Origin of the sequence: Rhodococcus sp. MH15, assembly GCF_019266045.1 — a bacterium.
Taxonomy (GTDB): Bacteria; Actinomycetota; Actinomycetes; order Mycobacteriales; family Mycobacteriaceae; genus Rhodococcus_F; species Rhodococcus_F qingshengii.
In genome coordinates, this window is the sequence record NZ_LPNP01000080.1 from 514755 (window position 1) to 536488 (window position 21734).

Annotated in this window: 27 protein-coding genes and 1 tRNA gene; 12 read left to right on the forward strand and 16 right to left on the reverse strand. The window is 62.9% G+C overall.

Annotated elements, in window-relative coordinates; translation table 11 throughout:
* Positions 1 to 3: 3 nt before the first annotated feature.
* Positions 4 to 77: transfer RNA gene (locus tag ATN37_RS25295), tRNA-Met, on the reverse strand.
* 53 nt (positions 78 to 130) lie between these two features.
* A complete protein-coding gene (locus ATN37_RS25300; RefSeq protein ID WP_054831226.1) occupies positions 131 to 841 on the reverse strand; it encodes a FadR/GntR family transcriptional regulator in 711 nt (236 codons plus the stop codon).
* Between the two features lie 98 nt (positions 842 to 939).
* Here ATN37_RS25300 and ATN37_RS25305 point away from each other — a divergent pair, with 98 nt between their 5' ends.
* The 4 genes from ATN37_RS25305 to ATN37_RS25320 are packed head-to-tail and all read left to right on the forward strand — an operon-like array spanning position 940 to position 4703.
* Positions 940 to 1689: a (Fe-S)-binding protein gene (locus ATN37_RS25305; RefSeq protein ID WP_003940529.1), complete on the forward strand. Its 750-nt coding sequence runs from the start codon at positions 940 to 942 to the stop codon at positions 1687 to 1689.
* Positions 1686 to 3206: a LutB/LldF family L-lactate oxidation iron-sulfur protein gene (locus ATN37_RS25310; protein ID WP_218695753.1), complete on the forward strand. Its 1521-nt coding sequence runs from the start codon at positions 1686 to 1688 to the stop codon at positions 3204 to 3206. The genes ATN37_RS25305 and ATN37_RS25310 overlap by 4 nt, the downstream gene beginning before the upstream one ends.
* Complete coding sequence (locus tag ATN37_RS25315) at positions 3203 to 3829, forward strand: LUD domain-containing protein (RefSeq protein ID WP_218695754.1); 627 nt, start codon at positions 3203 to 3205, stop codon at positions 3827 to 3829. The genes ATN37_RS25310 and ATN37_RS25315 overlap by 4 nt, the downstream gene beginning before the upstream one ends.
* Before the next feature lie 58 nt (positions 3830 to 3887).
* Positions 3888 to 4703 carry a mycofactocin-coupled SDR family oxidoreductase gene (locus ATN37_RS25320; protein ID WP_007730029.1) on the forward strand — a complete coding sequence of 272 codons (816 nt, stop codon included), beginning with the start codon at positions 3888 to 3890 and terminating at the stop codon, positions 4701 to 4703.
* A gap of 6 nt (positions 4704 to 4709) precedes the next feature.
* Here ATN37_RS25320 and ATN37_RS25325 read toward each other — a convergent pair whose 3' ends face one another.
* Complete coding sequence (locus tag ATN37_RS25325) at positions 4710 to 5348, reverse strand: LON peptidase substrate-binding domain-containing protein (protein WP_003940076.1); 639 nt, start codon at positions 5346 to 5348, stop codon at positions 4710 to 4712.
* On the reverse strand, positions 5348 to 5824 hold the full coding sequence (locus ATN37_RS25330) for a DUF309 domain-containing protein (RefSeq protein ID WP_003940372.1): 477 nt from the start codon (positions 5822 to 5824) through the stop codon (positions 5348 to 5350). The genes ATN37_RS25325 and ATN37_RS25330 overlap by 1 nt, the downstream gene beginning before the upstream one ends.
* A 140-nt stretch (positions 5825 to 5964) precedes the next feature.
* Here ATN37_RS25330 and ATN37_RS25335 point away from each other — a divergent pair, with 140 nt between their 5' ends.
* Together ATN37_RS25335 and ATN37_RS25340 are read left to right on the forward strand one after the other, a co-directional pair.
* On the forward strand, positions 5965 to 6309 hold the full coding sequence (locus ATN37_RS25335; RefSeq protein ID WP_007730031.1) for a YciI family protein: 345 nt from the start codon (positions 5965 to 5967) through the stop codon (positions 6307 to 6309).
* Between the two features lie 6 nt (positions 6310 to 6315).
* Positions 6316 to 7557 (forward strand): RNA polymerase sigma factor, encoded by a 1242-nt coding sequence (locus ATN37_RS25340; RefSeq protein ID WP_003940594.1) that lies wholly within the window; start codon positions 6316 to 6318, stop codon positions 7555 to 7557.
* 8 nt (positions 7558 to 7565) lie between these two features.
* Here ATN37_RS25340 and ATN37_RS25345 read toward each other — a convergent pair whose 3' ends face one another.
* The 3 genes from ATN37_RS25345 to ATN37_RS25355 form a co-directional block, all read right to left on the reverse strand.
* Entirely contained in the window at positions 7566 to 8978 is a 1413-nt protein-coding gene (locus ATN37_RS25345; protein WP_218695755.1) for an FAD-binding oxidoreductase, read from the reverse strand.
* A gap of 61 nt (positions 8979 to 9039) precedes the next feature.
* Positions 9040 to 9618, reverse strand: a complete 579-nt coding sequence (locus ATN37_RS25350; RefSeq protein WP_218695756.1) for a hypothetical protein — start codon at positions 9616 to 9618, stop codon at positions 9040 to 9042.
* Positions 9619 to 9644: 26 nt separating this feature from the next.
* Positions 9645 to 10253, reverse strand: a complete 609-nt coding sequence (locus ATN37_RS25355) for a TetR/AcrR family transcriptional regulator (RefSeq protein ID WP_030536572.1) — start codon at positions 10251 to 10253, stop codon at positions 9645 to 9647.
* A gap of 140 nt (positions 10254 to 10393) precedes the next feature.
* Between ATN37_RS25355 and ATN37_RS25360 the strand changes: the two genes are divergently transcribed.
* The 3 genes from ATN37_RS25360 (at position 10394) to ATN37_RS25370 (ending at position 13119) form a co-directional block, all read left to right on the forward strand.
* On the forward strand, positions 10394 to 11539 hold the full coding sequence (locus tag ATN37_RS25360; RefSeq protein ID WP_007730036.1) for an acyl-CoA dehydrogenase family protein: 1146 nt from the start codon (positions 10394 to 10396) through the stop codon (positions 11537 to 11539).
* Positions 11540 to 11612: 73 nt separating this feature from the next.
* Entirely contained in the window at positions 11613 to 12374 is a 762-nt protein-coding gene (locus tag ATN37_RS25365) for an SDR family NAD(P)-dependent oxidoreductase (protein WP_003939707.1), read from the forward strand.
* 97 nt (positions 12375 to 12471) lie between these two features.
* Positions 12472 to 13119, forward strand: coding sequence for a TetR/AcrR family transcriptional regulator (locus ATN37_RS25370; RefSeq protein ID WP_007730038.1), 648 nt, complete (start codon positions 12472 to 12474; stop codon positions 13117 to 13119).
* 2 nt (positions 13120 to 13121) lie between these two features.
* On the opposite strand, the gene ATN37_RS25375 is transcribed toward ATN37_RS25370, so the two are convergent.
* Entirely contained in the window at positions 13122 to 13583 is a 462-nt protein-coding gene (locus tag ATN37_RS25375) for an SRPBCC family protein (RefSeq protein ID WP_003940411.1), read from the reverse strand.
* An 89-nt stretch (positions 13584 to 13672) separates the two neighbouring features.
* On the opposite strand from ATN37_RS25375, the gene ATN37_RS25380 reads away from it, so the two are divergent.
* The gene (locus ATN37_RS25380; RefSeq protein ID WP_030536574.1) at positions 13673 to 14299 is read left to right on the forward strand and encodes a TetR/AcrR family transcriptional regulator; all 627 of its coding nucleotides are present in this window, start codon (positions 13673 to 13675) and stop codon (positions 14297 to 14299) included.
* A gap of 79 nt (positions 14300 to 14378) precedes the next feature.
* On the opposite strand, the gene ATN37_RS25385 is transcribed toward ATN37_RS25380, so the two are convergent.
* On the reverse strand, positions 14379 to 14957 hold the full coding sequence (locus tag ATN37_RS25385) for a TetR/AcrR family transcriptional regulator (protein WP_007729643.1): 579 nt from the start codon (positions 14955 to 14957) through the stop codon (positions 14379 to 14381).
* Positions 14958 to 14991: 34 nt separating this feature from the next.
* Between ATN37_RS25385 and ATN37_RS25390 the strand changes: the two genes are divergently transcribed.
* Positions 14992 to 15969 carry a DMT family transporter gene (locus tag ATN37_RS25390; RefSeq protein WP_256933484.1) on the forward strand — a complete coding sequence of 326 codons (978 nt, stop codon included), beginning with the start codon at positions 14992 to 14994 and terminating at the stop codon, positions 15967 to 15969.
* On the opposite strand, the gene ATN37_RS25395 is transcribed toward ATN37_RS25390, so the two are convergent.
* From ATN37_RS25395 to ATN37_RS25420, 6 genes are all read right to left on the reverse strand, one after another.
* The gene (locus ATN37_RS25395) at positions 15956 to 16777 is read right to left on the reverse strand and encodes a tyrosine-protein phosphatase (protein ID WP_242692582.1); all 822 of its coding nucleotides are present in this window, start codon (positions 16775 to 16777) and stop codon (positions 15956 to 15958) included. The two genes, ATN37_RS25390 and ATN37_RS25395, sit on opposite strands and share 14 nt — an antisense overlap.
* Positions 16778 to 16815: 38 nt before the next feature.
* Complete coding sequence (locus ATN37_RS25400) at positions 16816 to 17229, reverse strand: phage holin family protein (protein ID WP_003940418.1); 414 nt, start codon at positions 17227 to 17229, stop codon at positions 16816 to 16818.
* A 27-nt stretch (positions 17230 to 17256) separates the two neighbouring features.
* A complete protein-coding gene (locus ATN37_RS25405) occupies positions 17257 to 18234 on the reverse strand; it encodes a DUF1214 domain-containing protein (protein WP_030537231.1) in 978 nt (325 codons plus the stop codon).
* A gap of 66 nt (positions 18235 to 18300) precedes the next feature.
* Positions 18301 to 18609: an SHOCT domain-containing protein gene (locus ATN37_RS25410; RefSeq protein WP_030537230.1), complete on the reverse strand. Its 309-nt coding sequence runs from the start codon at positions 18607 to 18609 to the stop codon at positions 18301 to 18303.
* Position 18610: 1 nt separating this feature from the next.
* Positions 18611 to 19048 carry a DUF6325 family protein gene (locus ATN37_RS25415; RefSeq protein ID WP_030537229.1) on the reverse strand — a complete coding sequence of 146 codons (438 nt, stop codon included), beginning with the start codon at positions 19046 to 19048 and terminating at the stop codon, positions 18611 to 18613.
* The gene (locus ATN37_RS25420) at positions 19045 to 19419 is read right to left on the reverse strand and encodes a PLDc N-terminal domain-containing protein (RefSeq protein ID WP_218695757.1); all 375 of its coding nucleotides are present in this window, start codon (positions 19417 to 19419) and stop codon (positions 19045 to 19047) included. The genes ATN37_RS25415 and ATN37_RS25420 overlap by 4 nt, the downstream gene beginning before the upstream one ends.
* A gap of 171 nt (positions 19420 to 19590) precedes the next feature.
* Between ATN37_RS25420 and ATN37_RS25425 the strand changes: the two genes are divergently transcribed.
* Entirely contained in the window at positions 19591 to 21126 is a 1536-nt protein-coding gene (locus ATN37_RS25425) for a LuxR family transcriptional regulator (protein ID WP_047272075.1), read from the forward strand.
* On the opposite strand, the gene ATN37_RS25430 is transcribed toward ATN37_RS25425, so the two are convergent.
* Positions 21061 to 21648: a TetR/AcrR family transcriptional regulator gene (locus ATN37_RS25430; protein ID WP_030537226.1), complete on the reverse strand. Its 588-nt coding sequence runs from the start codon at positions 21646 to 21648 to the stop codon at positions 21061 to 21063. The genes ATN37_RS25425 and ATN37_RS25430 overlap by 66 nt on opposite strands.
* Positions 21649 to 21734: the final 86 nt, after the last annotated feature.

Sequence of the window (21734 nt, forward strand, 5' to 3'; positions counted from 1 at the left end):
TTGTAGCGGGGACAGGATTTGAACCTGCGACCTCTGGGTTATGAGCCCAGCGAGCTACCGAGCTGCTCCACCCCGCGTCGGTGTGAAACCAACAGTACACGACTTCTGGAGGCGCAATTACCACCCCCTGTCACCGGCCGGAGTGCGCGCTTTCCGAGTAGTAACCGCGGATGTGGCCGACTATGCGCTGACGTGCGAGTTCGCCGTCACCCGCGTTGACCGCATCCACCAATCCTCGGTGTTCGTCACGCAGTCGCATGCAGGTGCTCGGCCAGCTGTCGATCTGGACGCCCGCGAGAACGTAGGCCTCGATGGACTCGCGCAGGCCGGTCATCATGGCTGCGATCACCTGATTGCCCGCCGCGTCGGCGAGCGCCACGTGGAACTGTGCGTCGAGTAGCAAGAATTCCTCGGCCGAGAGAGCTGCGTCCTCCATCGAGTCGAGCAGTTCGACGGCCGCGCGGAGGTCGGGTGCCGGGGTCCGCGATGCCAGGGACTGCATCACCTCGGATTCGAGTACGAGTCGTGTCTTCACTACGTCCGATACCGGAAAGCCCTGTGCTGCAACCTGCATCCGCATCAGCATGGTCATACCGCCGGTCGGTTTGGCGACGATCATCGCGCCGGACGTCGGGCCGGATCCAGTCTGCGCCTTCAGGAGGCCGAGTGCTTCCATGACCCGCAACGCTTCTCGGACCGATGACCGTCCGACGCCCAACTCTGCTGCCAGAATTCTCTCTCCCGGCAGGCGCTGGCCAGGAGACACCTCGCCTGAAACCAGCCGACGTTCGAGATGGCTCAGTACTTGTTCCCACGCTCGCGGGCTCGGCTCGGTCGGCATGAGGCAAGAGCATAACCGGGTGGACGCCGTTTATGGGGTGGCCTGTCCGGGGATGTATTACTGTGGTCAGACCACACCGACAGATTGCGGGGAACCACATGCGAGTAGCGCTGTTCGCCACCTGCATCGGGGACACGATGTTTCCCGACGCCGTCAAGGCCACCGCCCTCCTGCTCACCCGTCTCGGGCACGACGTCGTGTTTCCGTCCGGGCAGACTTGCTGCGGGCAGATGCACGTCAATACCGGCTATCAGCCGGGCGCACTACCGCTGGTCGCGAACTACGCCGATACCTTCGGTGATGCGTCGATCGACGCGGTTGTCGCACCATCGGGGTCGTGCGTCGGCTCGGTCCGTCATCAACACGAGATCGTCGCCGAGCGCTACGGCACCGCGTCGCTGTGTGGACAGGTGCAGACCGTGAAGGCAAAGACGTACGAGCTTTCCGAATTCCTCGTGGACGTTCTCGGGGTCACCGATGTGGGCGCGTACTTCCCGCACCGGGTCACCTATCACCCGACCTGTCACTCACTGCGGATGCTGAGGGTAGGGGACAAGCCACTTCAGTTGCTGCGCAACGTCCGCGACATCGATCTGGTCGAACTCCCCGAAGCAGATTCCTGCTGTGGATTCGGCGGCACCTTCGCCATCAAGAATGCGGAGACTTCGACGGCCATGCTGGCGGACAAGATTCGCCACGTTGCGGACACCGGCGCCGAATTCTGCAGCGCCGGAGACTCGTCCTGCCTCATGCACATCGGCGGCGGTATGTCACGACTGCAGATGGGCGCCAAGACCATTCACCTCGCGGAGATTCTGGCGTCGGTGGAAAGCCGGGTGCACGCATGAGCGCTGTGACGCTGGGTCTGCCCAGCTTCCCGCCGAGGTCGCCCGAGGGTGCAGGGTTCCTGCGAGGTACTGAGAAATTCCCCGTCGCAGCACATCACGAGCTGGCCAACGCGCAACTGCGACGCAATATCGGCAAGGCGACGCACACCATCCGTGCCAAGCGCATCAACGTGACTGGAGAGCTTCCCGATTGGGAAGACCTGCGTGATGCGGGTTCGGCGATCAAGGCCGACGTCATGGCGCGGTTGCCGGAACTGCTCGAACAGTTCGAAGCTGCAGTCATCGCGCGCGGTGGGCAGGTGCATTGGGCGGCGGATGCCAACGAGGCCAACGCCATTGTGACCGAACTTGTCAAAGCCACCGGCTCCGACGAGGTCATCAAGGTCAAGTCGATGGCCACGCAGGAGATCGGTCTCAACGAGCATCTCGAAGCCCACGGAATCACCGCCTACGAGACCGATCTCGCGGAATTGATCGTCCAACTCGGCCACGACAAACCGTCGCACATCCTGGTTCCCGCGATCCATCGCAACAGGTCCGAGATTCGCGAGATATTTCTTCGAGAGATGCCAGATGTCGATCCGAACCTCGGGGAGAACCCGGCCGAACTTGCCGCTGCTGCACGAAAGTTTCTGCGCCACAAGTTCATGACGACGCCGGTCGCCGTCTCCGGCGCCAATTTCGGCATCGCGGACACGGGCACTCTGACCGTCGTGGAGTCGGAGGGCAACGGGCGAATGTGCCTGACGCTGCCGAAAACACTGATCACCGTGATGGGCATCGAGAAGATTCTGCCGACGTATCAGGATCTGGAGGTCTTCCTGCAACTGCTGCCGCGGTCCTCGACGGGGGAGCGGATGAACCCGTACACCTCCATGTGGACCGGCGTCACGCCCGACGACGGTCCACAGGAGTTCCACCTGGTCCTCCTCGACAACGGTCGGACTGCCGCGCTTGCCGACAAGATCGGGAGGGAAGCCCTGAGCTGCATACGGTGCTCGGCGTGTCTGAACGTGTGCCCGGTCTACGAGCGCACCGGCGGTCACGCCTACGGATCGACCTATCCGGGACCGATCGGCGCGGTGCTGACTCCGCAGCTCGCGGGCATGCATGGCAAAGACGATCCCAACTCGACGCTTCCCTTTGCCTCGAGTCTGTGCGGTGCGTGCTTCGACGCCTGCCCGGTCAAGATCGACATACCCTCGCTGCTCGTCGAATTGCGGCACCAGAAGGTCGAGCAATCCGGTGTCACAGCAGAGTCTTTGGCGATGAAAGCCGCCTCTCTGGCGATGTCGACCGAGGGCCGGTGGACGTTGGCTCAGAAAGCTGCCGGGCTCGGACGCGTCGTGGCCGGCAGGAAAGGGAAGATCTCTACGTTGCCACCTCCATTGAACGGTTGGACAGCTGCCAGAGACATTCCCGCACCGCCCAAGCAGACCTTCCGATCCTGGTGGGACTCCGACGAAGGCCGCGCGGCATTGGACGAGGCTCGTCGTGGCGGGAAGGCGGACAGATGAATTCACGTGAGGTGGTGCTCGGACGCATTCTTGATGCCATCACCTTGGCGCCCGCCCGCGAAGGCGAGATACCGCGAAACTACCGGACTGGCAGAACCATGTCCGACGAGGAACTCATCGATTTGTTCGTCGACCGTCTGGTGGACTACAAGGCGCACGTTCACCATTGCGCTGCAACAGAAATCGCTGAGGCCGTCACCGGAATAGTGAGAGAGCACGGACTACACACTCTGGGGATCCCCGCCGGCCTCGACCGATCATGGGTAGCCGGATTCGACGGAACGCTGGTGGTGGACAGCCCGGACGTACCGGCTCCTGAACTCGAGAACCTCGACGCCGTTGTCACCGGCTCGAAGGTAGCGTGCGCCGAAACCGGCACCATCTTCCTCGACGCCGGTCCATCGCAGGGACGCCGTGCGTTGACACTGGTCCCGGACACACACATCTGCGTCGTGTATCGCAGCAGTGTGGAAGTGGGAGTGCCGGAGGCGATTGCGAAGCTGACACCGGAGCGCCCCACCACCATGATCAGCGGCCCGTCGGCGACCTCCGACATCGAACTCGAGCGCGTCGAAGGTGTCCATGGTCCGAGGAATCTTCACGTCGTCATCGTCGACGGTTGATTCCCGTCGAGCGGGAACTCGGAGGCAGCGGGCCACATCAGCGTCTAACGTCCCGGCCATGACACAACTGTTGGCAGGCAAGGTCGTTTTCATCACCGGTGCAGCGCGGGGTCAGGGACGCAATCACGCGATTCGACTCGCGCAGGAAGGTGCAGACGTCATCGCTGTCGACGTGTGCGCGTCGGTGTCCGAAGACGTGGGTTACGCGGCCGCGACTGAAGCCGACCTCGAAGAAACGGCTCGTCTCGTGCGAGCGGAGGGGCGCGAGATCGTCACCGCTGTAGCGGACGTCCGTGACCTCGAGGCACTGCGTGCGGCGGTGGCGTCGGGCGTCGACAAGTTCGGTCGCCTCGACGTCGTGATTGCCAATGCGGGCATCGCTACGTGGAACCGTTTCTGGGAGATGCCTGAAGAGCAGTGGTCGACGCTGGTGGACATCAATCTCAATGGTGTCTGGCGCACGATGACAGCTGCGGTTCCTGCAATGATCGAAGCCGGCAACGGTGGTTCCATCGTGATTGTGAGCAGTGCTGCCGGCGTCGCCGAAGCGCCCGGCTGCGCGCACTACTCGGCGGCCAAGCACGGCCTCGTGGGTTTGGCTCGCACTGCTGCAACGGAATTGGGAAGCTTCGACATTCGAGTCAACACCATCCACCCTGGCGCGGTGGAGACCGAGATGGGCAACGATCCCAACGTCGGTAAGGTACTCACTACTCATCCGGAGTACATGAACTCGTACAAGTGGCCGCTCACGTCCGTCCCGCGCACCACCGTCGAGGACATCTCCAACGCCGTCGTCTACCTCGCGACGGACCTCTCCCGCGCGGTCACCGGGACGAAGATCGTCATCGACATGGGTCAGACGATGGCGTAGTTGCGCTCATAGGAGATTGAACTGCGCGACCTCGATGGTGTTCTCGACTGCCTCCGAGAGTGTGCGAATACGTTCGTCGGCGCCTGGCGCGGTCAAAATCGCCAGGCGATCGGCGTCACCCATCGGAATGCTCCTGGCGAGGGCATACAGCCGAGAACCCAGCGGATCCAAGGGATCCGGTGGGACGGGCATTCGCGGAGTCTGTTCGCCGGCCCGAAGTGCGAGCTTTCCCAACATTCCGTACATGAACTCGATGCGCTCGAGGAGCGAGTCGTATTCGTAAGCAGTGACTGGTGTTCCGTTGTTCTCGTCAGGCCACAATTCGACCTCGGCAAGTGGGTAGGGATCGTCTGGCAGCCATCGATTGACCCGGATGCGGTCTTCGGTCCGGCAATACAACTGATACCGCCCGGCACCCATGGCGACATGAGACTCGATCCGAGCCAGAGTGCCGACGTCGTGACGTGATTCGCCGCCACCGACCTCGTGGCCACGAGCGATGAGCACTACTCCGAACAGTGGGCCGTCGGCAGCTTCGAGAACGTTCTCGACCAGTGCGCGATACCGAGGTTCGAAGATGTTCAGGGGCAACACCTCACCCGGTAGCAAAGCGGAGCCGAGCGGAAACATGGGGAAGATGGGCATCAGGGGATTCTCAACCTCGGAATCGGAGGGGCGGGGAAATCGCCGGGGCGATCGATTTCGGCGAGCAGGTGTTCGGACCACGTCAGTAGACCGGGGATATCGAGGCCGTGCGGACTCTCGACCTCGTAGTGCCTGATGCGGTCGTGACCCTGGCCGAGTAGTGAGACGGCGCCGGTGTTGTTGCCCCGAAGCAGATGGGTGAGCCCGACGGCCAACTGAGCCAGTCCCTGCCACAGGTCACGTTCCTCGGGCGGCGCGCTTTTCCACGTTCCTTCGAGAATCTCGTGTGCGTGGAAAGGCATGCCGTGGTCGAGGAGGCGCTGCGCCTCGGTGATCGACTCGTCTGGTGGCAGGCGTACATCGTCCGGAATGCGCGGGACACCGCCCGCTGCGTCGCGTGGCAGTGGACGTCCGAGTCCGTCACGGGGCCGCGAATTGAGGGGTTTCCCAGCGGCGTCCCGGTCGCGTTCGGTCATACACTCAGCCTAACGGCAGCGCCTCGGCCGAACTCGCCAAAAGTTTTTTCGAGTCGCCTGTCGATTCCGGGGAGAACCGTTCGTCGTCATGTTGTAAGGCAGGAAAGCCGCAAGAAAAACAACAGACCAAGGAGTCAGTCATGAAGTACATGTTGCTCATCTACACCGCACCCGGCGGAGACACCGAACCCCAGTGCACGTTCGAGGACTGGCAGCAATACGACAAGGAAATGAAGGATGCCGGCATCTGGGTGTCCGGCGATGCCCTCGCCGATCTGACGACCACGACGACGGTTCGGGTCTCGCAGTCCGGAGAAAAGACCGTCACTGACGGACCCTTCGCTGAAACCCGTGAGATCCTCGGCGGCTACGACGTCATCGACGTCCCTGATCTGGATGCGGCGCTGGCCTGGGCCGCGCGGTGCCCCGGCGCGCGCGACGGCGGCAGCGTCGAGGTGCGTCCACTGGCCGGGTTCGGGGACTGATTCGCCGTGGACGAGCAGGCCGAGAACTCCATCGAGTCAGTGTTCCGGGAGGAACGCGGACGACTCTTGGCCTCGCTCGTCCGCCGCTTCGGTGATCTGGATCTGGCCGAGGAAGTCACCTCCGAAGCCGTCGAGGCCGCGTTGGTGCACTGGCCCGTGGACGGAGTGCCGGCTAAACCCGGCGCCTGGCTGCTGACCACGGCGCGTCGTAAAGCCGTCGACAGGCTTCGTCGTGATCAGGCCTATGCGGCGCGATTGGCGGTGATGCAGGTGGACGCCGATCGTGCCGACCCGGCGCCGCCCACGGTCGACGGAGAACTTCCCGACGAGCGGTTGCAGCTGTTCTTCACCTGCTCGCACCCAGCGCTGGCCGAGGACGACCGAATCGCACTCACCTTGCGTTGCCTCGGCGGGTTGACGACGCCCGAAGTCGCTCGGGCCTTCCTCGTTCCTTCGGCGACGATGGCGCAGCGGATCGTGCGCGCGAAGAAGAAAATCCGTCAGGCTCGGATTCCCTTCCGCACTCCCAGCGCCGAAGAACTCCCGGAACGTTTGCCCGGTGTTCTGCAGGTGATCTACTCGGTGTTCACCGAGGGGTACGCAGCGAGTTCGGGTCCGGATCTGCAACGCGTCGACCTGGCGGTGGAGGCGATCAGGCTGGCGAGGATCTTGCGCGCATTGCTTCCCGATGAGCGCGAGATCGCCGGGTTGCTTGCATTGATGCTTCTCGTCCACGCGCGTCGGGATGCCCGTACCGACGCCGCCGGCGGGATCGTCCTCCTCGAAGATCAGGATCGCGGGTGCTGGGACCAGCCGATGATCGAGGAAGGCAGCGACCTCGTCGTAGTCGCGTTGACCGGGGGAGCGCCGGGGCCGTACGGGGTGCAGGCCGCTATCGCCGCATTGCACGACGAGGCCGCCGATGTGGAGAGCACCGACTGGCCACAGATCTGCGCTCTCTACGGAGTGCTCCTCACGCTGACTCCGTCGCCGGTCGTGGCCGTCAATCGGGCAGTAGCGTTGGCGATGCGCGACGGCGAGGAAGTCGGGCTGACTGCGCTGGAGGAACTGGCAGCGGAGCCCAAACTTGCCGACTACCATCCGTATCACCTTGCACGAGCCGAACTACTTGCTCGGTTGGGGCGCACCGACGCAGCGGCATCCGCGTACCGACAAGCTCTGAAACTCGTTGGTACGGAACCGGAGCGGGCCTACCTGGAGCGTCGGTTGGGTGAGATCTCCGACTGATCGGCGCCTCAGACCAATTCGAGTCTTCGGGCCATGTCGGACACGAAAACACCTGTCGGATCGATATTTCTGCGTATCTGGATCCACTCGTCGATTCGCGGATACATCGAGTGGAAGCTTGCTGCGGTAGTCCGAGAGTCCTTGGCGGTGTAGAGGCGACCGCCGAATTCGAGTACCCGTTTGTCGAGGGAGGCGACGAACTCACCCAGGCCGGACTTGATCGGGAAGTCGAAGGCGACGTTCCACCCGGACATCGGAAAGCTCAGTGGCGCTGCGTTTCCCTCGCCGAAAAGTTTGAAGACGTTGAGAGCTGAATAGTGTCCCGAACGCTGGATATCGCGGATGATGCTCTTGAATTCGTCCACCGCGTCGACGGGCACCACGAACTGGTATTGCAGGAATCCCTTGGACCCGTAGGCACGGTTCCACTCACCGATGAGGTCGAGCGGATGGTAGAACTGCGTCAGGTTCTGCACCTTCCCGACGTAGTTGCCGCCGGTGCGGTAGTAGAACTCGCCGATCGCTGACGCCGATAGCTTGTTCATCAAGCCGTTGGGGAAAACATCCGGTGTCGTGAACAGTTGTGGTGCATCGAATTTCAACGGATTCTTCTGCAATTTCAGCGGAAGCTGGTCGACGGTCGCCAACGAACCACGCGTAATCGAGGCCCGGCCGAGCTTCGGCGGCGCACTGACTGCATCGAACCAGGCGCTCGAATACGTGTAGTCGGCTTCGCTGCCGTCGCTGTGAAAAGCGACGGTTTCGTCCAGGCCTGCGGTCAGTGCGCCGTCGTTGACGAAGTATGCCGTTTCGGTCGGTGTCATCTCGAGGGTGACGCGCAGGATGATCCCGGTCAGTCCGATCCCGCCGACGGTAGCCCAGAAGAGTTCGGATGTCGGGCCTTGCGGCTCCAGTGTTCGGATACTGCCGTCAGCAGTGAGCAGATCCATCGAGCGGACATGATTTCCGAAGCTGCCCTCGGTGTGGTGGTTCTTGCCGTGAATATCGCAGGCGATCGCTCCGCCGATGGTTACCTGGCGTGTTCCGGGGAGTACCGGTACCCAGAGACCGAATGGTAGCGCCGCGCGCATCAGCTGATCGAGAGAGACTCCCGCGTCCATCTCCACGAGACGGGACTCGGCATCGATCTTGTGAATTCGACGGAAGGCGGTCATGTCGATGACCAAGCCGCCGGTGTTCTGCGCGTTGTCTCCGTAAGACCGGCCCAGACCACGAGCGATGACTCCACGTCGGAGGTACAACGGCTTGTCCGCGTTGTCGTCTGCGACGCGGGCGACGGCCTTTGCGATCGCCTCTACATCAGGAGTCGAAACGACATGCGAGGTAGTTCGGGCTGTGCGACCCCAACCGCCGAGGACGGTGGACGCAGAGGTTGGCAGATCGGTGGCGTAGTCGGACACGAAATCCGAGGGTACCTGTTTGCGGACCAACTGGTCTGAAACTGATGGATGCTCGGTTCGCCTATCGCGGGACGTCGAGATCGAAGTACAGGGTCTCGGACCAGTAACCGAGGCCGAGTTCGCGTAGCGGTTCCTCGACGCTCTCCTGAGTCGGCGTGAACAGTCGCTCCCAGAAGCGCGGCTTGGCGGGTGCGAGTGTGGCCAGCGCCGCCTCCATCTCGGCGTCGATGTCCGCCAGACCGGTCATCAGGGCCTTGCCCTGTTCGGCGAACGGTTCGTCGTCCATGTCGAAGATCTCGCCGCACTCGAGGACGAAGTAGTGGTCGGGTTCGGTGTGGCTGCGCAGGAAACGCAGCGCATCGCCGGCCATCGTGCCGAGTTCGGGGTGATCGATGCGGCCGAGGAAGTCTTCGAGCCGGGCGATACCAGGACCACAGGGCGCGGTGACCGCGATCAGGTCGGGGGTGTCGTCCCAGATGATCGACTGGCGGGGGAGCGGATTCACGGACACAAGGATCCGGGGGACCAGCGGTATCGCGTACGACCACTCCGAGATTCCTTTGAGTCCACGGGTGCGAGCGGCAGCCGGATTCTCATGCGGGGCAACAGGGGTCGAGTAGAGATAGGTGCGGTTGGCCACTGGCCGAGTCCTTTCTGCGGTCGGCGTCACCTGATTCGGGCGGCGCCCACCATCCTCAATGCCAGGTCTCCGTACAGTTTTCCGATGTCTTCCGGATTCGTGTAGTTGCCGGCCGGGAACCAGCGGCACACGTCGACGCACAGGGACATCAAGGCGAGGGTGACGCCTTCGGCATCAGGGATCGTGAAATCGCCCGACTGCACGCCGGCATCGACAACCTCCCGGACCACCCGCGTCGTGCTGCGGCGAAGCGCGACGACGGTTCGGTAGTGCTCTGGTGTGAGGGCAGTGAGTTCGTACTGGACAACGCGAGCGAGTGAATGGTGCCCGGCCTGCCAACTGGCGAAGGTGCTGATCAGTTCCTGCAAACGAACGGACGGTTCTTCACCAGGTCGGTCGGCGCCCTCGACCACCTTCAACGCTTCGGTGTGGCCTTCGAAGCTGATCGCGAAAAGCAGCTCTTCTTTCGAGCGGTAGTGCGGGTACATGGCGGCGGGACTCATGTCGAGTCGCGCGGCGATGTCACGGGTGGTGGTGCCGCCGTAGCCGGCAGAGGCAAAAGCGTCCACGGCTGCCGCGCGGATACGGGCCGCAGCTTTGGAGGGGCTGATCACCACGTCAGGTGAATCGCTCACGGTTTCCTCCAGGTGTGACGGATTTCGATGTTGACAATATCCCGCTCTCGATTCACTATAAGCAGGTGCTTAGATTCTAAGCGAATGCTTAGGAACATCGTAACGTGTGGCATTGCCACGCCGAAAGGAAGCAACTCGTCATGCGTCGCACTCTGTACGGACCCGATCACGAGGCATTTCGCGAATCTGCTCGCGAATTCGTCAACCGGAACATCCTTCCGGTCGCAGAGAAGCTGATCGACCAGCGCTTCATCGATCGTGAAATCTGGCTCGAAGCGGGACGCAACGGCTTCCTCGGACTCGAGGTTCCGGAGGCGTACGGCGGAAGCGAAGCCGGCGACTACCGCTTCAACGCGGTTCTGGCCGAAGAGCTCTCGCGCGCCAGTGCAGCTGTTGCCTCGAGCTTCGGCATTCACGCCGACGTCGTTGCTCCCTACCTCGTTCAGCTCACCACCGAAGAGCAGAAGCAGCGTTGGCTGCCCAAGTTCTGCACCGGTGAGATGCTGACGGCCATCGGCATGACCGAGCCTTCCGGTGGATCCGACCTCGCCTCGCTCAAGACCACTGCGGTCAAGGACGGCGACGACTGGATCATCAACGGCTCCAAGACCTTCATCACCAACGGCTACAACGCCGACCTCGTGATCGTGGCGGCTCGGACCAGTCCCGAGAAGAAGTCCAAGGGCATCACCCTCTTTGCCGTCGAGACCGGCATGGAAGGCTTCGAGCGCGGACGCAAGCTCGACAAGGTCGGCCAGCACGAGTCCGATACCGCCGAACTGTTCTTCGAGAACGTTCGCGTGCCGTCCACCAACATCATCGGTGAGATCGACCGCGGCTTCATCCACATGATGGAAATGCTGCCGCAGGAGCGCGTCGGCGCTGCGGTGTCCAACATCGCGCACGCCGCTCCGATCCTCGAAGAGACGCTGCAATATGCCAAGGACCGCAAGGCTTTCGGTCAGCCGATCGGCTCGCTGCAGTGGAACAAATTCCTTCTCGCGGATCTCGTCACCCGCATCGAGGTCACCCAGGCCTACGTCGACAACTGCGTCGCGGCACACGCTGCCGGCGAGCTGACCGCCATCGACGCCGCCAAGGCTAAGTGGTGGACCGCGCAGGTGCAGAACGAGGTCCTCGATCACTGCGTTCAGTTGCACGGTGGCTACGGCTTCATGACCGAGTACCGCGCCGCTCGCGCGTGGATGGACGCCCGCGTCACCAAGATCTGGGCCGGATCCAACGAGATCATGAAGGAACTCATCGGCCGCGATCTCGGCCTGTAATTTCGCAACTGCAGTCGATACGTCACTGCAACCGCCACTTCCCGAACCCGACGACACAGGAGCATCACCGCGCATGTCTGTTCTCGACAAGTTCTCTCTGACCGATCGAGTGGTCATCGTGACCGGTGCGTCGTCGGGCCTCGGGGTGGCGTTCGCGAAAGCCGCAGCAGAGGCCGGCGCGGACGTCGTCCTCGCTGCTCGCCGCGTCGACAAGCTCGAAGACACGGCCAAGCTCGTGCGTGACGCAGGCCGCGAAGCATTGTGCGTGGCCACCGACATCGTCGATCCGGCTCAGGCTCAGAACATGGTCGACGCCGCGATGGAGAAGTTCGGCCGCGTGGACGTGCTGGTCAACAACGCCGGCGTCGGAACTGCCGTTCCGGCGACCCGCGAGACCCCGGACCAGTTCCGCGCCGTCATCGACATCAACCTCAATGGGTCCTACTGGGCAGCGCAGGCCTGCGGCCGCGTGATGCTCCCGGGCAGCTCCATCGTCAACATCTCGAGCATTCTCGGATTGACGACCGCCGGACTCCCGCAGGCCGCCTATGCGGCGAGCAAGGCAGGCGTCGTCGGATTGACCCGCGACCTCGCACAGCAGTGGGGAACGCGCAAGGGCATTCGCGTCAACGCGATCGCGCCCGGCTTCTTCAAGTCGGAAATGACAGACCAATACAACGACGGTTACTTGGACGCGATGGCTCCGCGCCTGATCCTCGGCCGCATGGGCGATCCGGAAGAGCTCGCGGCCACCATGGTGTGGCTCGCGTCCGAGGCCGGCGGATACGTCACCGGTCAGACCATCGCCGTCGACGGAGGAATCACCATCACCTGACGCCGATGCCGAGATGTCGCCGGCTTTGCCGTATAAGTAGCTGGTGACCTCTCGCGCCGAACCTCAGGAGAACTGGGAAGACCGTCCGCCACCATCCATGGCTGCGACGGAGCTTCTGCGTGACCTGCCGGTGACTGCCCGCGGCGTCCGGACCAGGGCTTCTCTGGTCGCAGCGGCTCGAACGGTGTTCGAGCGCGCAGGGTATCTCGACGCCCGTCTCACGGACATCACCAAGGAAGCGAACTGCTCCACCGGCACGTTCTACACCTACTTCGACAACAAAGAGCAGATCTTCGCCGCAGTTCTCGACGTCGCGCAGGAAGACATGCTGCACCCAGGCATGGGACGGGTCCGCGACGTCGACAATCCGTATGCGGTCCTCGAATCGAGCAACCGTGCCTACCTGACGGCTTTTCGCCGCAACGCCAAACTGATGGGTCTGCTCGAGCAGGTATCGCACATCGATCCGGCCTTCGCGAAACTGCGTCGGGACCGAGCCGAGACCTTCATTTCTCGTAATGCCCGAGCCATCGAACGCTTGCAAGCAGCTGGCAAGGCAGACGCCTCGTTGGACCCGCTGTTGGCTTCCCGAGCACTGTCGGCGATGGTGAGCCGTCTTGCCTACAGTTCATTCGTCTCCGAGGAACCTGGCGCCGACGGCAACCCCGTCCCGTTCGAGGACGTCGTCAAGACGGCTACTCAGGTGTGGGCCAACGCGCTGGGACTCGAAGGCGACCGCGGGTAGTTTCAGCCTTCGCCGCGGGCCGCGAACTGCTCCTCGAGGCTGTGGCGCAGTGTTTCCTCGCTGTTCTTGACAGCGTTTTCGACGAACGGCCCGATCAATCGGCCGAGTGCCTTGCCGGCAATGCCGCCGGGCAGTTTGTAGGCGAAGTCGACGGAAAGCTCGGTCTTGGAATCGTCGATCGCAGCGAACTCCCACGTGGACGAGTTGGATACACCGCCGAGCGAGGACAGCTTGATGATCCGATTCTTCTCCCACTCGGTGACCTCGAGTTTGGAGCGCAACGTGCTCGGCCCGATCTGCATGGCCGCGTCGAACGTGGCGCCGAGTCCCTGATCGAACTCTCCGAACGGGGTGAACTCGGAAACACCGAACATCCACGTCGGGACATTGCGGTAGTTGTCGATGTAGTCGAAGGCGACATCAACCGGCACGGCAGCAACCGCGGTGTGGCGAACATGGATCATGACTGGTCCCTGTCTTTCGGTGAACACCGACTCTAACCAATGGCTCCGACGTGTTCGGCGGCGGCGCAAGAGCGATCTACGGTATCGGTATGACGAACGAGCTTCCGGTACGCGGGTCCTGGCGCGATTACGAAGACCTGGGACTACCGAAACCGCTCGCTGCGGCGTTGGAGGCGTTCGTCGAGCAGGGCTATCACGGGACTTCGATCCGTGACGTCGCGTCGCGGTCCGGGCTGTCGGTGCCGGGGCTCTACCACCACTACCCGTCCAAGCAAGCTCTGCTGATCGGTCTGGCGACCGTTGTGATGACGGAGTTGTTGGAGCGAAGCCGCGCCGCCGAACTCGATGCCGGGGACGATCCCTCCGATCGCTTCGACGCGGTGATCGAATCTCTGTTGCGGTTCCACATGTTTCGACGCGAGCAGTCGTTCGTCGCCTCCTCCGAGATCCGCAGCATGGAGCCCGACAGCCGGGCTGGTTACATCGCCCAGCGCGACGAACAGCAGAAGCAGGTGGACCGGATCGTCCTCGACGGCGTCGCCTCGGGCGTGTTCGAAGCCGACCATCCCGAGGACGCCAGCAGAGCCGTGGTGACGATGTGCGTCGCCGTCGCGGTCTGGTACCGACCGGACGGTGAGTTGTCTCCGGACGAGTTGGTGGAGAGGTATTTGGAGATAGCGAGGCGCATGGTGGGGGCGAAGCGGGTGGGGGAGTGACTGTGCGGGCGAAGCGGGTGGGGGAGTGACTGTGGGGGCGAAGCGGGTGGGGGAGTGACTGTGGGGGCAACTGCGCGAATCAGTCTGAATTTTTGAGCAATTCGAGCGCCGCGTCCCGGCCGGCGCCGAAGGGGTCGGTGCCGATACCGATCCCGTCTGCGACGAGGGCACCTTCGTGAAGCAGCATGATTGCCTCGACGAGACGTTCGTCGGCTAGTCCGTCCGTCGCCAGAATGCGCCGGAAAAGGTCTGACATCTCCCGCTTTTGTTCGGCGATGACAGCGAACACCGGATGTGAGTGATCGCTGAACTCGGCGTGCGCGTTGATCATGCTGCACCCTTTGCCTCCGCTCGCCTTGGACCAGGAGGCGGAAGCGTCGAATACCGCACTCAACTGTTCGGCGCGGCTAGCTCCGGCTGATGCGAGCTTCTCGTCGCGAAAGATTCGCCACCGCCGATCTCGAGCCCTCAGGTATTCAACGACGAGACCGTCTTTCGAGCCGAACCGTTCGTACAAAGTCTTCTTCGTGACCCCGGCGTCCAGTGCGACGGTATCCACGCCTACGGCATGAATCCCCTTTTCGTAGAACAGCTTCGACGCAGACTCCAGAATGCGACGCGCTTTCGGAGTCAATTCGGGTGTGGATTCCTCTGCCATGGACAAAAGTATACCGATCTGTATAGTCGGGCTCATGAGTAAACAGATCGGTATACCTCGGATCGTGACCTCGAGATCTGCCGTGACGGCTACCTTGTCGGTCCTGTTCGTCGCGTGCTGGAGTTCGGGATTCATCGGGGCCAAACTCGGCGCCGGCAGTGCCGAGGTCCCCACACTGCTGATGTGGCGTTTTCTCCCGCTCGCGGTGGTACTGCTCCCGATTGTCTGGTTCTCCGCCCGGCGCCGGAACACGATGCCCACACCGCGGGCTCTCGGCAGGCAGGTGGTGATCGGGATGCTCTCCCAGAGTGGCTACCTGTTGTCGGTGTACTGGGCAGTCGATCTCGGGGTGAACACCGGAACCACAGCGCTGATCGACGGTATTCAGCCGCTGGTGGCTGCCGCGCTGCTCGGTCCGGTCCTCGGTGTCGCAGTCCCGCGTATGCAGTGGGTCGGGTTGGCGATCGGAATGGGCGGCGTCGTGATGGTCACGGCAGCCGATGCCGGGGCCGGCACATCGGCGCAGTGGTGGGCGTACGCGATTCCGTTCCTGGGGATGCTCAGCCTGGTTGCATCCACCTTCGTCCAGCAACGCGCTCCCACGTCCACACCGCCACTGCAGGCTTTGGTCATCCACTGCTCAACCAGCGCAATAGTTTTCACAACTCTGGCGATCGTCTCGGATGCTGCCGTACCGCCGAGTGTCAGCACATTCTGGATCGCGTTGCTCTGGTTGATCGTGTTGTCCACCTTCGGCGGTTACGGGCTGTACTGGCTGTTGCTCCGCCGCATCGGCATTACGTCCGTCAACACCCTGATGTTCTTGATCGCCCCCGTCACCGCGGTCTGGGGTGCACTGATGTTCGGAGAATCCTTCACTCCGTTCACCGCGCTCGGCTTGGCGGTGGGCATCGTCGCCGTCGTCGTGGTCACCCGGGTGGGCAATCGCCCGAAGAAGCAGGACGAGGGCACGGATTCCTGCCCGCCGAGAGCTTCGATCACGTCGCGCTGATGAAGGCCGATCGGGATGTGAACCGCTCGCGGAGCGCGGTGAGTTGCTCTGCGGTGAGCTTCAGTCCGTTGATTGCGTAGTCCTCGACGGTGCCGAAGTGCGTGCGCATTTCGTCGAGAGCTGCGTCGAAATAGCTGTCACGGACTCCGAGGAGGGGTCGTAGCACTTCTGCGTCAACGCCTTTGCTCGCGGCGAAGTCGAGGATCGGTTCTGTCATGGGGGCCAGATCGGTGTTCGTCTCCAGGTAGTCGGCGCGTACATCGGCTTCGTCGGCCCCGAGGAGGAGTAGGAAAGAGGTCGCGGCCCACCCGGTTCGATCCTTGCCGGTGGTGCAGTGGAAAAGTGCTGCCCCGGTGCGTTTTTCGTCGATGAGGTCGAGGTAGAACGTGCGATAGGCGTCGAGAGCGGACGGCAGGCTGACGAAGTTGCGGTTGGCTTCCTCCATCTGTGCGATCCCACGTCCATCGCTGATGGTCTCGGCGTATGCGACCGGGTCCGTCATGAGTAGTCCAGTGGCCGCGGCGTTTTGGGCATTGTCGGCAAGTACGTCGAGCCAGACTGTGCGCGTCGAGTCAGGGAGATTGTCGAGTGCGCCGTCGCGCTCGGCGGCGGTCCTCAGGTCGTATACCGTCCGGACGTCCAAGTCGGCGACCGCGGCAAGGTCGTCGCCGTCGAGTTTCGCCAGAGTCGCCGAACGATAGAGCGCGCCCGCGCGGACGGTGCCGGCCGCAACAGGAATGCCACCGAGGTCCCGGAAGTTCGGAGCGGTCTTCAGGAGAACGCGGCGATCGAGCGGGTGAGTTGGCATGGCTGACTCCTTGTGGGTTCCGTTTCCGAACTGATCATTCATGCCTTCTGCACACTGCGCACGAGCTTTTCGGCATTGCGTCTCTTGATCCACTTGTCGATGACGAGAGCCATGAAGATCCACCCGCCCAATGCCGTGATCACCCACACGATGATCGGGGCGAGGATCCAGGACCCGACGCCGCTGATCTCGATACCGTCGGGGACCAGGGTCGCAACCCAGAGCGCGAGCAGTGTGGCGACCAAGCCGACACCACCCGCGAGCGGAGCCGCGTAGTGCAGTGCCACGCTGAGCACGAATGGGCCGAGGATCATGTGTGCGAGGGTGAATACACCGATAGCGGCCAAGAAGCCGTTCACGCTCAGGCTGACCCCGGGAAGAGCAAAATGCACGACGATCAGCGCGATCGCGCCGAGAACACATTGCGAAACGAGCTGAAATAACAGACGCATGGCTTGTACCTCCGTGATCAGGTCGAGTCACCCGAGAGTGGTGTGTGCGTGGGGAACGCTTTGCTGCAGGGCTTCGGGACGAGGCGCCGTCCAGGTGCCGTCGAGCACGGAGGGACGGGGGCGGTACAGGCGCAGTACGTAGTTCCACCCGGGCATGATGGGCAGTGCGTTCGCGACGCCGTCGAGATGGACCCCGAAGCGAATGGTGGTGCTGCCGTCGGAGTCTGGGGTGGCCGTGAGGCTGTTGATGCTGTTGACGCCCAGAGCGTTCTCTTCGAAGTATCCGGCCGCGTTGTACAGCGAGACCGACCAGAACGCATCCACGGGAACATCGTTCAGGCGGAGACGGTATTCCCCGACCGGGAGACGTTCGTCGAAGTTGACGTAGGTGGCCTCGTACTCGGGAAGGCCACCCCAGCCGGATGCGGTACCGAGCAGGTGCCTGATCGGATCGACTTCCGCAGCGGTACCGAATGAATGGTCGTACGTGGTGATGCCACGCGCGAGTGCGAGGAGTGCGTCGCGGGTCTCGGTCTGCGATTGCTCGTCGTAGTCGGGCAACGGGAACTCTCCCGTTCCGCCGCCGTCGATGTTGAGGGCGTCTTGCAACCGGTTCACCTCGGCGACGTCTTCGGGGCTGTTCGGATCGACGAGGATGCGCACGATCAGTGCGGCGTAGTCGGTCCCGACCAATTCACGCGTGAGCAGGTGCTCTCCCGGGTCGCGCAGGATGACGGGACCGTAATGATCTTGACTGACCACCCACACGGAGATGTAGCGCTTGCCGGTATCGGGCACCGTGATCGTGACGTTCTCGCGCACGTCGATGATCGCGCTGCTGTACAGAGTGTCGCGGTTCTGGCGGATGATCGGCTGGTTGTCGAGTGACCCGAGATCACGAGTGTGGTTCCACGTGCCCAGGCCGACGCCCGCGGCCAGGCGAGCGAACATGAGATCGGATTCTGCCCGATTGAAGTTCAGGACGTTGACGGCGATCGTGGACATAGCGGGTTCCATTCGGTGTCGGGTATGGAAGCGAGAGCGGGAATCCCTCGCCTCTGTCGGGGTGAATCAGCCGAGCAGTCGCGCTTTGGCGGCTTGGAACTCGGCCTCACTCAGCAGGCCTTGTGATTTGAGGTCGCCGAGTTTCTGCAACTCGGTGACGAGATCGACCGGGGCCGCGGGTGCGGGTGTGGGCATCGGGAGTGCGGCATGCTGCTGGGCGAATTCGTACTGCGCCTGCTCGTAGTCGGCCTGAGCTCTCCTTTGCCGGCGGGTGGCCATACCGTCGCTGACGGCGGTCGCGGTACCGGTGACGACCGCGGTGCGGGCGGCGAGGCCCAGTAGTCCGGGGCGGCCTCGTCTCGGGATGTACGGCATGTCAGACCTCCAATTCCGGGATGATCGTGTCCATGAGGGCATTGACGACGGGTGCGGGTATCCGCTCGTAACCCAGTAGCACCGCGCCTGACGCAGCGGTGCGGGCGGCGAGCTCACGCTGATAGACCAGCTCGAGCGCGACCAGCAGCGCTGCAGCGCCGGTGGGAATGGCTGCCGCGAGTTCGGTGATGTCCTCATGCCCGAGCAGACCGGACGCGCCGAGCATCTCGACGTTGATCTCGAAGCCGTTCGGCAACTCCTCGACTTCGATGAGGGTGAGTTCACCGTCCTCGGACTTGGAGATGACGATCAGATCGAGCAGCCGCACCAGGCCGGTATCCGTAAGGTCGGTCAAGGCGGAGAGCGCGGCCGGGTCGAGGCTCTGCCCAGGCAGGCCGAGAAGGTAGAAGTCGACGGGGCCGAAACGCGCGGCACTCACGAGAGGACCTTCAGCTTGAGTGCGGCGAACTCGTCCTCGCTGATCGCTCCGGCTTCGAGCAGTGCTGCGGCTGCGGCGATCTCCTCGCTGGGGCTCTTCCCCGCGACCTCGCGGATATACGATTCGGCGGCCTTCTCGGCGTCGCGTGCGGCCTTGTGGCTGCGTTCCGTCATCCCTTCGCCGCGGGCGACGAGATAGACGAGCGCGGTGAGGATGGGCAGGAAGAGTAGGAAGAACACCCAGACGGCCTTCAACCAACCGCTGAGCTTGTGGTCGCGGAACAGGTCGGCGATGATCGCGAACAGCGCGAAGAGATATCCGATGAAGACGGTTGCCCACAGCATCCAGCCGAGGCTTTCCCAGAAGCTCATGTGTCTTATCCGTTTCGTGTAAGGCCTGCGCACACGGTATTCCGCTGACTCACGCATTTCGGTTGATTCCGGCAATTCTCACCGGTATCGGCGGGCTTCGATCGCGGCCTAATCCGAAGCGGATGAGACCGGATTTCCACGGACATCGAACGTCTCGAGTATCTTCGACACATGATCGAAGCCGTGCGTGACGCACTCGCCTCTGGTGAGGCGGAGCAGGCTCGACGAGTCCTGCGGAAAAACTGGCTTCGTTTGATTCTCGAATCTCACACCAGGGAACTCGAGCAGCTCTGCCTTGCTCATCCCGATCCCCACGATCCGCACATCCTGCTGATACGAGCGTGCTGCCGCGATCTCAGCGGTGATCCGTACGGCGCTGAGTTTCTCCGCGGGCAGGGTCTGCGGGTGGCGTCCGACGATTTTGTCGTCTGCTTCACCGACCTGCTGCTCGCTCCGGACACCTCGACCAAGGCCGTCATCGCCGATCGCGCGCGCCACGCGCTCGCCCAGTGCGAGCCCGAGGACGATTACCCGTCCGCGCTTTTCCTCCTCGGATGGACCGAGGTCAGGCTTCGTCGTGACCTTCCTCGTGCCATCGCGCTACTTCGCTCCGCCGGCGACGAGGCGCAGTTGCAGTCGCGCACGGAGACATTGCGTCTTGCACAGTCCAACTTGGCCTTTGCGCTGACCCACGCGGGAGCATTCACGGAAGCCGAACAGATCCTCGACGGCCTTCCTGCGCGAGAGGTGGCGTCCGATTGGGAACGCTTCGAAGGTGGTCTCCCACAGTCGAATCGGGGGTGCATCGCCTACTGGCGTGGCGACTTCGAGGAGGCGATCGCTCAGTTCGATTCGATCATCGAGGAGGGCAGCCCCGGAACCAATTTCGAGGCGCTCGCCCGTCTGTACCTGGTGATGAGCCTGATCGCTCTGAACCGGGAAGACCGGTACCACAACGCCGCTCGTCTGCTGCGAGGCGTGAGCACTGCGGACAAGCACGGCATTCCTTGGGATACGCTGCGGCGCGTCACCACGGCCTGGCTCGCCCACGCTCAAGGACAGGACGAGCAAGCTCGCCGCATCGCAATGCCCACGCTGACCAGAACAGGTGCTGCGGTCGCTCACGCGCTTCTCGCGGAGCTCTACCGAGTCATGGGGGATCCGGAACCGTCGGCTCAAGCGCTTCGCTTGGCAACCTCGGCCGCGCTGCCGCGATATGCGCTGGTGAGCACCCTTGTCACGTCTGCCGCCCTGAGCTCCGTCGCCGGGCGTGGACCGCAGGCGCACGAGCAGTTGGATCGTGCGCTGGCGGAAGCAATCCCCGAGCGGATTCTCGCCCCATTTCTGAGCGGCGATCCGGTAATCGTCGATCTGTTGAACGCGCACGCAACACAGGGGTCGAGACACCAGGAGCTCCTACGCACGATTCTGGAAAAACGGGGCCAGCTCTCTGCCAAGCTCGCCGGAGTCCTGACGGAACGTGAGAAAGAGATCCTCACTTTTCTGCGAACTACGATGACTGCAGACGAGATCGCTGCGCACCTCGGCATCGCCTATCCCACTGTGAAGACTCACATTCGCTCGATCTACCGCAAACTAGGCGTGACCAAACGGCGTGCCGCTGTTCAAGCAGCCGACAACCTAGACCGCGGGATCGGGGGCGATTCCGCGGCGGAGGCTGCGAACCGTCAGATCCAAGGCTTGTAGTCGCGTCCCGGAACCGCGGTTCACGTAGTCCATCGACGTGTAGAGCAGTGACCACAGCAGGTTCTGCACCCAGTCCGAACCCATGTCGGGGTCGATGGAACCGTCGGAGTGTCCGCGCTCGATGGCATCGGTGACTGAGTCGTCGTTCGACGCGGACTCGGCAAACGAATCTTCTTGATACACACCGGGAGTGAAGAACAGGACCGTCAAGAGGTCGGCCAGTTCGAAGTATTCATGGCACAGGCGAACCAGTGCTTCGGCTCCGGTACCCTCGCCGAGTCGAGCTGCTGCTGCTGCCTCTCCGACGGCGCGGGTGGCCTCGGCCGCGACTGCGTCGACCAGGTCTGACCGTTCGGGAAAGTAGCGGTGCAAAGTGGTCCGGCCGACCTTTGCGGCCGAAGCGATCTCGCTGAGGGTCGCAGCAGGCTTGGATGCGAACACCGAAACGGCAGCATCGAGGATGGCCTTCCGTGTGCGCTCGCGGGTCGCGCTTTGTTCTGGTGCGCTGTGGATCGTTGTCACGAATCCGAAGCGTAGCCGTGTCCGGTTTCGGTATCCAGTGTTTCCGAATCGGAATTTCTCTTGCCCTTTATGGAACATTCGTGTTC